Consider the following 13,104-nt stretch of genomic DNA (forward strand, 5'->3'; position numbering starts at 1 on the left):
GTTTTGTTTATCTATCACTAAGGAGATTTCAAGTGTTTGAATACATATCTTATCATAAAAATCCAGGGCTGCTGGCAAAATGTGCTCCAGCATGGTAGCAATATTCTAATTGCTGCACCTCTGTCACTCCTCTCGCACCAATTTTAATTGATGGGAATTGGGCTATTGCTTGTTGCAAGAGTTGGGTATCGGTGGAATTAATCTCAATTAGTGAAAAACCTGCATGAACAATTTGTTCTAAGCGCTCAAATAAAAAATTATCAACATCCAGAGAGATGATTATGGATTGATTGCTCAATAACGTATCTAAAATCATAACTAATTCTACCTGTTGATGGATGAGCCAGACTTTTATAATAAACGGAGTCGGTTGGGCTGTAAGGCCTAGGATATTCCTTAATATTTGCCGTATTGAGTATGAGGAATAGGTTGTTTTGTTCCTGTTTTACCCTGCGCTAATATAGGCTATGTTCTGTGTTTACACAGGGTATGTCAAATGAAAACCTGGTTGCACGCAACCAGGTTAGATTGATTAATAACCTTTTTTAAAAGGTGATGGATTAAATGGTTTCATTTCTGGCTCTTCCTGTGCGCTCTTTGGCGTTGGTGGTTTTGGGCCAACTTTTGCATATGGGCCATCTAAAGGAGGTGACATTTTCACATCCTGTTGCAAATCCAAAGGACCTTTTTCGGTACTTACTCCTGGCTTGGCTTGGACTGCTCCAAATCGCGACATATGCTGTAGCAATGATTGCATGGTTGTCTCAGGTAATGGGGCAACAGAAGGGATTTTACCCAGGCTTAAGAGCTTTATTAATCGGCTAAAATAATCCTTTGCTTCCCCTTTTTCTTTCTTGTTGAGGCTTTTATTTTTATCGACCTCTTCAGATATTTCGATAGGTGAACGGGGTCTCAAACTCAAGAACGGTATTAAGGTATGGGTAATCTTAATTACTGATTGTGGAGCTGGTGCCGGCATAGATACGGGTTGAGCCTTACCAGAAAGAGTAGGACTAGGCTTAGGCGCAGTATCTTGTTCTAATCCCGGATTTTGCTGCATAAATGAAGCTTTTACGGACTGTAAAAGTGCAATTTTATTCTCAAGATTCATTTTTTCATCACGTTTTTCTCGAGTTTTTACACTGACCTCAACGATGCGTTGCTCCAGATTATGGAATTCTCTTTCCATCTTAAGGGTTTTGGTTACTGCTTTACGAACCGTTGATATCTCATGCTCTGATTTTTGGAAATCAGAAGAAGCTTGGGCCAGTTGCTCTTTAGTCATGTCCTCAATCTTGGCTTCTTTCTTTACAAGATACATCTGTCCATTTTTGTTAACCACTTTTTTATCGTTGCTTACAATAAATGCTGCTTCTTTGGCAGATGGGACGTTTACGCCGTTTGCATCATAAAAAGATTTTTGCTTATCACGTTTGGCGCGTATGTCTTTCAGTTGGGCTATATCAAGGTTTAACGCAACCTGTTGATCCAATAGCTCACGTGCTTTTTCTTCACTTCCTGGTTCGTCGTTTTCTAATGTTTTAAAAATAACGTCAGTTAAACTATGAAGTTCTGCTTCCATCTCGCCCATTTGAGCATCAAGCTCTTCATTGGATAATTGTTCATAATTTTCGATCTGCTCATGAAAGGCAGCCATTTGGTTTATGAACAATTCATGTTTGTTATCAAGACGCGCTTTTTGTTTATGTAAGTTTTCGAACTCGTCAGTTAATTTAGATTCTTCTGTAGATACTAATTTATGTTGCTCTTCACATTCTTTAATTGCTGAGTTATAGCTATTTAAAGTGTTTCGTAGTAATTCAGGAGGCGCTTTGGATGATTCTTTTGGCGCAGTTCCTTTCGCATCAGGCTTATTTTGATTAATGGCTTTCGTATTTTGTTCTTCAATGAGTTCTCTAAGGTGGCTTGCTGCATGCCCTTTTTTTTCAATGAACCAAAGTAATAGATGTGCTTTGATACGTTGGTTTAGGTTTTCTTGTTCACGGAGTTCAAATATTTGTTGTTCTTCAATGACCTCATCAAGTGCTGCTTGAGCCTTGATTTCAGTTTTTAGGGTTTCTCCAGCGGATGATGCTAAGAATGCTTTTACTTGAGTTGCATTATGAAGGCCAAAACGACTTAAATTAATTGGGGAGTTTGGTTCCAGATCTTTATCAGACGGCTTGGCAAAATATAGAGGTTGAGACTTAATTGCCTCGTCTAACCAGTGGTCTGCCTCGGGATTGTTTGCCAGGGGATAATCGCGATCGGTGATAGATTGGTGTTTACTCATATATATGTTCCTAATTGCCCCATTTCTGTTAATTATACACAACATTGCTTAATAAAACACCAGTTTTTTGGCATCTGTCATGGACATTAAATATTTTTACTATGATTTAACTATTTTTTATAGGATTAATTGCTTTTTTAAGGAAATAAAACAGGTAGCCCGCATTAGACGAAGTCGTAATACGGGTGAGGTGACATCAGCTCCACTTATTACGACCTACAAACAATTCCTGGATGGGCTTGCTCTTTCCTCTAAAGACTGATCAATGGGGGGTATTGAAGAAAAAAAATCGTAATGAGCAGGCTCGATGCAGGGCGGTTGAGGCAGGCTTTCTGGTTGTTCCAGCAGGGCTTTTAACAGGCAATGATGACTGTCTTGGCGGTGGGGTACCTGCTCATAGCGGTTGGGCTTGTCTAGAAAATAGCGCTCATCGGTTAGCGAGGTATTTAAGGTACTGTTAGGCTCTTCAAAGGCCCAGTGGTATAGTTGTCGGCGTTGGATTTCTATATACGAGAGCAAGTATTGTTTTCCTGTACTTATTTGATTGTCTATCCCATTAAACAAGACAGTTAATCCATCGGCGCTGCTTGCAAATACCCTCCCTACAGAAGGATCCCATACTGCTCCAAAAGTACAAAGCACTATTACCAGAGAATGGGCTAACACTCGAGTCACAGGATTCATAAGTGTAATGCCGAGGCGTATACTCAATGAGCATATATCGATTAGAGGTAGGATTAACAGGTTTTTAAGAAGCTGTAAGGTCGGTAAAAATAGACCATGTACGGCATTAATGCCTATATTAATGACAAGGTTCTCTGAAAAATGCCCGAAGGGGGAGCTAAAACCATAAAGTGGTGAAAAGCTAAAACTAGCAAGAAGGTTAGGTCTTGGGACTCTGTCAGCAAAAGCCAGAAGTAGCTTGCCTATAGGTTCAATGTGTCCGAGGATACCTAAAATTTTAGTAAGCAGATTGGTTATCCCGCAAAATGGCACATGGATAAATAGAGATCCCAGTCCAATTAATACTAAGGTAAATAGTGATAAGCTCAGATCCGAAATAGCTGCAAATAATTGCTTGCTAAGTTTTTGGAACAAGGGAACATTCTTTTTCCATCCATGAATGAATCCATCGTGAAATCCGTAATAAAATCCTTCGATAAACGGAGCAACAAACAGTTTGCCAAGTGTGAGGACGTTTTTGCAAATCCACTTACAGGTGCCTAAAAACCAATCATCCCCAGGATGCATGATGGTATCATATATTGCGGCACCACTTTTACCTCCTAAGGTAGCGTAGTTGCTATAGGGAAAATCCCCCATTTCTTTTCCTAGAGCAGGGATTGCTTTAGTTAAACCATAACCTAAACTCAGTGCTAATGCGGCAATAATGGCTATTTGTGCAGGATCTTCTTTAAGAACTTGGAATGCTTCAATAAAAAACTTATCCATACTCCCGCCCACAACCGTGCCTTGCCAATATAAGGCGGATATAGATATTGCCTGTGAGTAGGTGCTGTGATTGAGCAGATGCGCTAGTTTTTGGGTTGGTTCTATGGCGCTAATCAAACCGCTTAAGTGCAATTTTATTAAAATGTCTTCTAATTGCTTCGGTGCAAGAATTGCGCCGCCACCGAACGTATATGCAGCCATCGCTAATGAGCCAATTAATGGATTACGTTCACTGGCATCAATAAAAATAGTTCCTATGTGGCGAACAATATTAAGCACACGATGCAGCGGATTATCATAAGCTGGGGGTTGGGGAGGATGATTTGTTAGGACAATCACATAGGGATTATTACGGATCTGTTCCTTAATAAACTCTTCTAAAGTTTGGCCATTAGTTAGCAGGCCTTTGTTTCTCAAGACGCGAGCCAATGAGTTTTTTTTAGGACTTCGTAGTTTGGATTGAACAATGCGTTCTTGTGAGGTTTTCTGTTGATGTGAGGCATGAATATGATTTACAAATTCTTCTTTTAAATCATGAATAATAAATCGATGCATGCGTTTATAAAAATTAGAAAAGAAATGGGGAATTTGTGTTATGAAGGTTTTAAATTGCAAACTTGCTCGCTCAGGAAGATAGAGATGACGTTTGCAAATCTGAGCCAAAGTATAAAGGTCTTGGCCTGTAGGTAATGGGTAGAAATGCTCTCCATGATGGAAATAGCGTAATTCCGTTATTTTATTTTCTTGTCGGATTAGAATTCGTTGTTCTTTGGCAATAATTACGCAATGTGCATGGCCCAGGTTAGCCAGTATTTTTTTTCCTTGTTTTACATTATCAGCTTGAATCGGTTCATAAGGACTTTGTATTAAATCAGCAACAAGCAGATTGATACTGGGATAAGCTTTTTGATCCAGTCCCTGAAGTTTGTAGTAGGGGGTGATTTGTATTAGAGAAATACCTTGTCGCGGTTGTTCCTCTTCAATTTTATGTTCGGGTTTGTTTTCTGATGCTAGATGCTTGATCCAATCATGGCCGTCATGCCACATTTTATAAAAAAATGAATGAATTTTTTCAAACCGGTTTGCTGGTACATCATTTAAGCTGGGGGCTTGGGGAATTCCATAATAGTGGCAAATAATTCTTAAGGTATCATCTAAATCCCGTTTGTTGTGCCCAATGTGTACTTCGCTGTCCCAGATGAAACATGGGGTGTCAGTATTGGCTTTTTTGACTTTACTAAAATCCATTTGATCTTGGCGTGAAACCGAGTGCATACGATTAAACGAGTAATTCTGTGCGATTTTATAGGCATCAAATAGAGAGTCACCTAATGAGCCTTCAGAAATCAGGGGATTATTCGCCAGCATGCGATTATTATCGCGGTGCAGCCTAATAATGCTAATGGCTTTCCGTCTTAATGATTCTTGCTGTTCGTAATCATCACCGTTTAAGCAGCGTTCCTCTTTTAATAAAGGTTTTAGAGCATGAATGCAGTCATTGGCGATTTGTAGTTTTTGTTCTTGTGGCAAGGAAAGAGGGTGGGTATAACTTTTCGAACGGATGCAATAGCTGTGAACCTTATTTATTAGATCCGCAATTAATGAAGAATGACGTTTTCCCGGAAGCAGGTTAATGAGCTCTGCTTGATGCGTAAACAACATAAGTTGCACTGTTTTTTGATCGTGATTTGCGATAAGGCGTATCTGATCATTCTTGGGAAGGAGATACTCCATCTTATAATGGCCTATGAGCACTGCTCCCGCTTCATCGCTAAATAAATTTCCGGCGACTGTTGGAAGTGCTTGATGACTAAAGGGGGTTATCATGAGCGGAACGATAACCTGAGTGTGTCCTTCAGTTGTGAGATAATCGGCCATAGACTTTGTTCATTGTGCAGATATCGTTCAGCATACTTGGTTTTTATCTGAAATAGCAAGTAGGAGATAATGATGTCTGGCTATTTGCTGGGGGCACTGATAAAATGTCTTAAAAGTATACAGGAATAAATTAATGACTAGTTATTGTGGTTACATCGCCTTAGTTGGCAGACCGAATGTGGGAAAATCCACGTTGCTTAATCGTATTTTAGAGCAAAAGGTAAGTATTACCTCTAAAAAACCGCAGACAACACGACACAGTATTTTAGGTATTCGTACTGAAGGGGATTATCAATTCGTTTATGTTGATACCCCAGGTATTCATCAGCAGGGAAATAAAAAAGCAATGAACCGTTTGATGAATAAGACGGCGATTAGCGTGTTACGTGATGTTGATGTGATTGCATTTTTGGTTGATGGCACGCATTGGCAAGAGGAAGATGAGTATGTATTGAAGTTGGTTAAACAAGCCAATATACCTTGTATTTTAGTCGTTAATAAAGTGGATAAAATAGACGATAAAACACAATTATTGCCCTGGATGGAAGAAATGAGCCAGCGTCATGATTTCGCGGCGATCATTCCTGTTTCTGCACGAACCGGAGTGCAAGTTACCGAATTGCAGGATAAGTTGCAGACTTATTTGCCAGAAGGCCCTCATTTATTCCCGGATGATCAATTGACTGATCGCCCCACAAAGTTTCTATGTTCTGAATTATTACGCGAAAAAATCTTTCGTTTTTGCGGGCAAGAATTACCTTATGCGGTTACTGTAGATATTGAATCGTTTAAAGATGAAGGAAATTTAGTTCGTATTCATGCATTAATTTTGGTTGAGAAAGACAATCATAAACGGATGATTATCGGTGATAGAGGCCAGAAATTAAAAGAAATGGCAACCGAGGCTCGTATTGATATGGAACGATTATTGGGTAAAAAAGTGTTCTTACAATGCTGGTGTAAGGTTAAATCTGGCTGGGCTGATGACGAGCGCATGTTAAAACAATTGGGCTATGACTAGAACAATCGAAGCATGGGTCGTACATAAACAATGGACCGGAGATACCAGTGCCAGAGTGACTTTTTTTACTCGTGATTTGGGGCTGGTTCATTGTCTTTGCAAAGGAGGGCGCACCCCCAAGAAACAGGCTTTGTTACAAGCCTTTACTCCTTTATGGTTGACCGTTGATGAGCGTTACGAACGTTTGTACATGAAAACGGTCGAAAGCATTTCCCCGTCTTTAACCCTTGAAGGCCATGCTCTTTTTTCAGCATTGTATGTGAATGAAATTCTCTATTATGTTCTAAGCCCCCAGGCTCCCGATCCCGCATTATTTGATGCCTATTTATTTACGTTAAATGGTTTGACTTTGGCTAAGGATCGTTTGGTTCTGGAAGTGTTACTGAGGCGTTTTGAATGGGCTTTGTTGACGTCTTGCGGCTATTCTTTTTCATTAACGTATGAGGCTAGATCTGAAGAGCTGATTCGAGAGGATAGGCATTATCAGTTTATTGCAGGAGAGGGCTTTGTACCTAGCGATCGGGGGATACCAGGTACTCACATCTTTGCTTTAGCTCAAGATAATTTGGCGGAGCCAGGTTGTTTGTACTCAGCAAAAGTGATTATGCGTAAGGCGGTTAGTCATTTGCTTGGGGGAAGGGAGATTAAGGCTCGTGGCTTGTATGTTATTTAATATTGCGTTGCCAAGGTAGCCCGTATTCGAGCAGCATAATACGGGCTACCTTGGCAACGGTGATGGGAGAGATAAATTACTCCAAGTTATTTCACTTCATCCTCAGCATTTTCATCGCTACTGAACTCATCATAAGCGATCTGATTTGCTTCCAAGCCCAAGACTTTAAAATAATCATAGGACATATAAAAATCACCCTTGTCCCCAACCTGTTCTCCCCAGGAATTACGTAAGGTGAATAAACCTGTATGCACACGGCCTAAATCATCAACTGCTGTCGCATTATCGTCATAGCCGGTAATGACCATCGCATGGCCAGCTATTAAGAGGGATTGGTAGAGTTCACGCTCAATGGTTGTCGATAATACCCAGGTATCATTAGTCACATGATGTTTACCCACTGCACCTGCAAGACCTAAATCGATCGCAGGCAAGAAGCTGGCCATGGTGACGCGTTGCTCGCTATTAATTGCTTGCTTAATCTCACTGATCAATTCTTGGGTATCAACCTCTTTGGTGAGCATTACTTTATAAGCATCAAGAATTGGTACTGAATAGATCTTATTATCGAGTAAGCCCTCGCTGATTTTATGGTAGCTATCAAAACTAATCGCTGAGGTTGGCATGGGGTCATTATTCCCGGGATATTCATTAAGACCGCCACAGCCTACTGCACGTTGGGTTTCTTTAGAGACAAAACCATGGTCTTCAAGTCTGCTTAAAATGCTGCGATTTAACGAGCCGGCCCAACCACTACCTGGATAATAATACTTATAATTTCCCAACTGGAGTAAACATAGTTGGCTTATGTAATCGCCTTTTCCTAGGATTGCATCAATTGCAGCGGTATTAGCAAAGGTGACACAAGTTCCAAAGTAGCCTTGATCAAGAACTGGGACGCCATTCATTCCTAATTGCTTTTGCGCTGGCATAATTGAGGGGATAAAGCTTTTTTGATGGGTTACCTGAACTTTCTGTTGCATTGCTTCTATAGCATTGCTTGATAATTTAAACTGCAACAGTTTAAGCATTTTAGGCATAGCAAACTGAGCTTTTCCGGCGGGTTTCAATGCATAATCCATAGTACCTGCCGGCTCTATTTCAGTAGCAAATGCATTACCAAATAATGCGATACTTAACATAAGAATTTTATTTAACTGCATGGAGTAACTCCTTTATCTACTGAATCTATTAATCAATGTAAGCGCGAACTATTTGTTGCGCTTCGATTACTAGGACACGGAAATAATCGTAGGACATATAAAAATCGCCTTGATCTCCTGCTTCACTACCCCAGGAGCCACGTAATGTCAGTAGACCCTTATGTTTTTCTCCCGTATCATCTACGGAAATTGCGTCATTATCATATCCAGTGATTACTACACTGTGGTAATACATGGTAACGAATTTATAGAGATCCCGTTTCATTTGGGTATTAAGAATCCAAGTATCATTCTTCTCATGATAAGAACCCATAGTTCCTAATGTGTTTCCGTTTTTGGCGAATGCTAAAAAGGCCATGGTAACGCGTTGTTCCTGGTTAATGGCTGTTTTGACCTCTATGAGTGTCTTTTCGGTATTGACTCGTTCACCTAGTGATTTACGCAAGTGTAAGAGCGGAAACCACATGATCGATTCTTTAACAGTATTGTGACTAAGTCGATTGTAACTTTCATAGTTTATAAAAGGGGTGTCAGCGTCTTCGCAGCCAGCACTTTTCTGGTGTACCTTCCTGATGTATCCATAATTTTCAAGTCGGCTTAATGAGTTATATAATGTAAAACCCAAGCCTTTATCCGCAGGATTCATATAATTACTTAATTTGATGAAGCAAAGTTGGCTTATATAATCACCTTGACCCAACAGGGCATCAATGGCTGCTGTGCTGGCGTATTCTGAGTCAAAGTGGTTATTGCCTTGATTTAAAACAGGGACATTATTCATACCCAATTGTTTTGTTGCAGCTAAACTGTCTTGTGTACTAAGCGGGTTTGAGTGCTGTAGTGATTTCAGACGTGCTTGCACTAAAGTATGTGTTTCCTTTGTTGCTGGATATTTAAGGGCTGTTTGCGCAACAGGAGTAGTGGCAAAGGTATTGCTACTGAACATAATACTCAAAAAAAGTGCCTTGTTAAGTCTCATAATCATTCCATTTTTGACGAAAAATGAGCACCATGGTAACAAGTTTACTAGGCTAATGCAAAGCTCGGCTTGAGTTTAGGTAGGCAGGAACATTATACTCTTCTTTTTACCTTGTGTGGTGCAAAATGAGTAAGTTGATTTTATTAGGCGTAAATATTGATCACGTCGCTACAGTACGACAAGCACGTGGTACCCGTTATCCGGATCCTGTACAAGCTGCCATGGATGCTGAAGACGCTGGGGCTGATGGAATTACCTTACACATGCGTGAAGACTTACGCCACATTCAAGCACGCGATGTGCGTTTGATCAAAGAAGTATTACAAACTCGCATGAATCTTGAATTAGCAGTGACTGATGCTATGCTTGAATTTGCAGAAGAAATTTCTCCAGAGCATACCTGTTTAGTACCAGAAAAGCGCGAAGAAATAACAACTGAAGGTGGGTTGGATATTTTAACACACCAACAAACAGTTGAGCGTGCAGTGCGACGTCTGCACGCTATGGGCAGTGAAGTTTCTTTGTTTATTGATCCTGATCTGGACCAAATCAAAGCTGCTGCAGATGTGGGTGCTCCTGTTATTGAATTGCATACTGGTTGCTATGCCGATGCAACTCATGTTGAGCAACAACACGAGTTAGAACGTATTAAACGCGCAGCTGAATATGCAGCCAGCCTAAATTTAATTGTTAATGCGGGTCATGGATTAAATTATCATAATGTACAAGCGATTGCTGCAATCAAAGAGTTACATGAACTTAACATTGGCCATGCCATTATTGCCCGCGCTTTATTCTGTGGAATGAAAGAAGCAGTAAGACACATGCGTCAACTAATGCTAGAAGCGAGACTTTATGTCAATGAGTGACGTGATTGTTATTCGGATTACCGGGGATTCTGGTGATGGGGTACAGCTGGTAGGTGAGCAATTAACGATTAGTGCAGCACTTACAGGCCGTGACGTTCGTACGTTACCTGATTTTCCCGCAGAAATCAGGGCTCCGGCAGGTACTGTAGGGGGTGTGTCAGGTTTCCAGCTAGCTATGGCGGAGCGTACTATTTTCACGGCTGGGGAGTCATTAGACGTTCTGGTAGCTTTAAATCCTGCCGCACTGAAAAATTCCTTGCAGCATTTAAATCAAGGCGGTTTATTGCTGATAAATGAGGACAGTTATCAGGATAGGGATTGGCAAAAAGCTGGCTTGGAGAAAAGCTTCCTGGATAATCAGGCGGAACATTATCATATTATTTCGTTCCCCTTAATTACCCAAACCTTACAAGCAGTAGCTTTTCTTGAGCTGACTAAGCCACAAGCAACAAAGACTAAGAATTTTTATGTTTTAGGCTTGGTGTTATGGCTATTTGATTTAACTACTAAAGCTTGCGAAGAGTTCATTGCTAAAAAGTTTAAAGCAAATCCAATCATTGCTGAGGCAAACAAATTAGCCTTACTCGCCGGGTATAATTATGCAATGACATTGGAGTTAGCTCGTCGTGATTACATGCTTGGCGACGTGGACCGACATGCTGGCGAATATCGACAAATTACCGGGGTTGAAGCCATTGGCTTAGCGCTTGCTACCTTGGCAACGCATACTCGTGTTCCCATGTTAGTTTCTGGTTATCCAATTACTCCTTCATCGGCTATTTTGCATGAATGTGCTCGTTTAGCTGACTATGGGGTACAGTTATTACAGGCTGAAGATGAAATCGCTGCAATCTGCTCCTGTATTGGTGCTGCTTATGGTGGGAGATTGGCTTTAACCTGTACTTCTGGGCCAGGATTAGATTTAAAGAGTGAAAGCCTGGGATTGGCGGTGGTTGCGGAATTGCCTTTGGTCTTGATTGATGTGCAACGTGCAGGGGCATCTACAGGATTGCCGACGAAAACAAGCCAAAGTGATTTAAGACAAGCCTTATATGGCCGTCATGGTGAAGCTCCTTTAGTGGTTATTGCGGCTCAATCCGCCGCAGATTGTTTTAATACCATATTGGATGCGTTCTATCTGGCGGTCAAATATATGACTCCAGTCATTGTGTTGATCGATGCCTATCTGGCTAATGCGGCAGAACCTTGGGAAATACCTGATGTTGAGTCCTTAAAATTGCCTGCAATTGAATTTAATCGTTTTCCTAAGCCGTTTACCCGTGATGAATTTTTAAGCCGAAGCTGGAATACTCCAGGTACTCCAGGATTTATCCATCAATTAGGGGGATTGGAAAAACAAGGCGAAGAAGGGCGTGTAAGCTACGATGCGGATAATCATCAGAAAATGGTCAACTTACGTCAGCAAAAAATTGAAGGGGCTTCACGTGAATATGCGCCTTTAGCTATTGAGGGAAGTGCTTCCGCCTCTATTTTATTGGTAGGTTGGGGTAGTACTTATGGTGCGCTCAAATCGGCGGTTATGGAGTGTCATGAACAAGGTTTAGAGATTGCTTATGTGCATCTGCGTCACTTAAATCCCTTGCCTGCTGATTTAGGCTCCGTGCTAAAAGCATATGATAAGGTTTTAGTCGCCGAATTAAATTCTGGGCAATTATGTCAGATCCTTCGTGCAACCTACCTGGTGGATGCGTGTCCGATTAGCCAATGTAATGGCCAGCCTTTTAGTGTCAGTAATTTAGTGAACACCATTAAAGCGGAAGCTAATTATGAATAATGTTTATAAGCGCGAAGATTTTACTAATGCAAATGAGGTTCGCTGGTGTCCTGGCTGCGGTGATTATGCCATTTTGATGGCCTTGCAAAAGATGTTGCCCGAATTGGGATTGGCGCCAGAGAAACATGTGTTTGTTTCTGGAATTGGCTGCGCGGGACGTTTGCCATATTACATGAATACCTATGGTTTCCATACCATCCATGGTCGTGCGACTGCAGTAGCTACTGGGTTAAAATCCATGCGTGATGATCTTTGCGTGTGGGTAATTACTGGCGATGGTGATGCGCTTAGTATCGGTGGAAACCACTTGATCCATACGCTACGTCGTAATGTAAACGTGAATATTTTGTTATTTAATAATCAGGTTTATGGCTTAACCAAAGGCCAGTTTTCACCTACTTCGGTCAAAGGTCAGGTTACCAAAACTTCACCTAAAGGGGTTAGTTCTGAACCTGTTAATCCATTAACTTTGGCTTTAGCTGCTGGGGCGAGTTTTGTAGCACGTGCGGTAGATAAAGACCCAAATCATTTAGGCTCTATCCTGAAAAAAGCGCAAGAGCATCAAGGTTGTTCTTTTGTAGAAATTTACCAAGATTGCAATATTTTTAATAATGGTGCTTTTGATGAATTTGCAGTGAAAAGTAATCGTGCAGAAAATACGATTCTTTTGGAAGAAGGGCAGCCTTTGGTTTATGGGGCGCAGAAAGATAAGGCTTTGCATGTCAACGCGAATTCTTTTGAGAAGGTGTCAGCAACGGAAGAGGGTTTGTATACCCATGATTCCAGCAGTTTAACCGCAGCGACCCGCCTTGCTGGCTTATCCTTCCCAGAACATCCTGTTCCTTTAGGTGTTTATTATCAAAAATCGCGTGAATTGTTTGGCTTCGATCCTGAAATCAAGAAAACAGTTCAGGATTTGCCTGCATTGTTTAGAGCCAAGGCGAGTGGGGAGCAGCGATAAGCGGTTTTCCTTCAACCGTA

Annotated in this window: 9 protein-coding genes and 1 pseudogene; 5 read left to right on the forward strand and 5 right to left on the reverse strand. The window is 41.0% G+C overall.

Annotated elements, in window-relative coordinates:
* Window positions 1–55: 55 nt before the first annotated feature.
* The 3 genes and pseudogenes from ACQY7T_RS10635 to ACQY7T_RS10645 form a co-directional block, all read right to left on the reverse strand.
* Window positions 56–316: pseudogene (locus tag ACQY7T_RS10635) on the reverse strand (multidrug DMT transporter permease); the annotation flags it as partial.
* 216 nt (window positions 317–532) lie between these two features.
* A complete protein-coding gene (locus tag ACQY7T_RS10640) occupies window positions 533–2,293 on the reverse strand; it encodes a hypothetical protein (protein WP_428413236.1) in 1,761 nt (586 codons plus the stop codon).
* Window positions 2,294–2,509: 216 nt separating this feature from the next.
* Window positions 2,510–5,623, reverse strand: coding sequence for a hypothetical protein (locus tag ACQY7T_RS10645; protein ID WP_428413237.1), 3,114 nt, complete (start codon window positions 5,621–5,623; stop codon window positions 2,510–2,512).
* A 133-nt stretch (window positions 5,624–5,756) separates the two neighbouring features.
* Here ACQY7T_RS10645 and era point away from each other — a divergent pair, with 133 nt between their 5' ends.
* Together era and recO are read left to right on the forward strand one after the other, a co-directional pair.
* Window positions 5,757–6,644, forward strand: a complete 888-nt coding sequence (gene era, locus ACQY7T_RS10650; protein ID WP_428413238.1) for a GTPase Era — start codon at window positions 5,757–5,759, stop codon at window positions 6,642–6,644.
* Entirely contained in the window at window positions 6,637–7,317 is a 681-nt protein-coding gene (gene recO, locus ACQY7T_RS10655; RefSeq protein WP_428413239.1) for a DNA repair protein RecO, read from the forward strand. Before era ends, recO begins: the two co-directional genes overlap by 8 nt.
* Window positions 7,318–7,403: 86 nt before the next feature.
* On the opposite strand, the gene ACQY7T_RS10660 is transcribed toward recO, so the two are convergent.
* Both ACQY7T_RS10660 and ACQY7T_RS10665 read right to left on the reverse strand, forming a co-directional pair.
* Complete coding sequence (locus ACQY7T_RS10660) at window positions 7,404–8,480, reverse strand: C1 family peptidase (protein ID WP_428413241.1); 1,077 nt, start codon at window positions 8,478–8,480, stop codon at window positions 7,404–7,406.
* A gap of 28 nt (window positions 8,481–8,508) precedes the next feature.
* Window positions 8,509–9,459 (reverse strand): hypothetical protein, encoded by a 951-nt coding sequence (locus ACQY7T_RS10665; protein ID WP_428413243.1) that lies wholly within the window; start codon window positions 9,457–9,459, stop codon window positions 8,509–8,511.
* A gap of 125 nt (window positions 9,460–9,584) precedes the next feature.
* Between ACQY7T_RS10665 and pdxJ the strand changes: the two genes are divergently transcribed.
* From pdxJ to ACQY7T_RS10680, 3 genes are read left to right on the forward strand one after another with little or no spacing between them, the layout of a single operon-like run.
* Complete coding sequence (pdxJ, locus tag ACQY7T_RS10670; RefSeq protein ID WP_428413245.1) at window positions 9,585–10,328, forward strand: pyridoxine 5'-phosphate synthase; 744 nt, start codon at window positions 9,585–9,587, stop codon at window positions 10,326–10,328.
* Window positions 10,315–12,123, forward strand: coding sequence for a 2-oxoacid:acceptor oxidoreductase subunit alpha (locus ACQY7T_RS10675; RefSeq protein WP_428413247.1), 1,809 nt, complete (start codon window positions 10,315–10,317; stop codon window positions 12,121–12,123). The genes pdxJ and ACQY7T_RS10675 overlap by 14 nt, the downstream gene beginning before the upstream one ends.
* On the forward strand, window positions 12,116–13,084 hold the full coding sequence (locus ACQY7T_RS10680; RefSeq protein WP_428413249.1) for a 2-oxoacid:ferredoxin oxidoreductase subunit beta: 969 nt from the start codon (window positions 12,116–12,118) through the stop codon (window positions 13,082–13,084). Before ACQY7T_RS10675 ends, ACQY7T_RS10680 begins: the two co-directional genes overlap by 8 nt.
* Window positions 13,085–13,104 lie beyond the last annotated feature (20 nt).

The organism is Legionella sp. (assembly GCF_965140895.1).
Lineage (GTDB): Bacteria > Pseudomonadota > Gammaproteobacteria > Legionellales > Legionellaceae > Legionella.

Bases quoted from the DNA above. Each gene is read 5' to 3' on its own strand.
- ACQY7T_RS10640 (WP_428413236.1), bottom strand. From the start codon at position 2,293: ATGAGTAAACACCAATCTATCACCGATCGCGATTATCCCCTGGCAAAC.
- ACQY7T_RS10645 (WP_428413237.1), bottom strand. From the start codon at position 5,623: ATGGCCGATTATCTCACAACTGAAGGACACACTCAGGTTATCGTTCCG.
- era (WP_428413238.1), top strand. From the start codon at position 5,757: ATGACTAGTTATTGTGGTTACATCGCCTTAGTTGGCAGACCGAATGTG.
- recO (WP_428413239.1), top strand. From the start codon at position 6,637: ATGACTAGAACAATCGAAGCATGGGTCGTACATAAACAATGGACCGGA.
- ACQY7T_RS10660 (WP_428413241.1), bottom strand. From the start codon at position 8,480: ATGCAGTTAAATAAAATTCTTATGTTAAGTATCGCATTATTTGGTAAT.
- ACQY7T_RS10665 (WP_428413243.1), bottom strand. From the start codon at position 9,459: ATGAGACTTAACAAGGCACTTTTTTTGAGTATTATGTTCAGTAGCAAT.
- pdxJ (WP_428413245.1), top strand. From the start codon at position 9,585: ATGAGTAAGTTGATTTTATTAGGCGTAAATATTGATCACGTCGCTACA.
- ACQY7T_RS10675 (WP_428413247.1), top strand. From the start codon at position 10,315: ATGTCAATGAGTGACGTGATTGTTATTCGGATTACCGGGGATTCTGGT.
- ACQY7T_RS10680 (WP_428413249.1), top strand. From the start codon at position 12,116: ATGAATAATGTTTATAAGCGCGAAGATTTTACTAATGCAAATGAGGTT.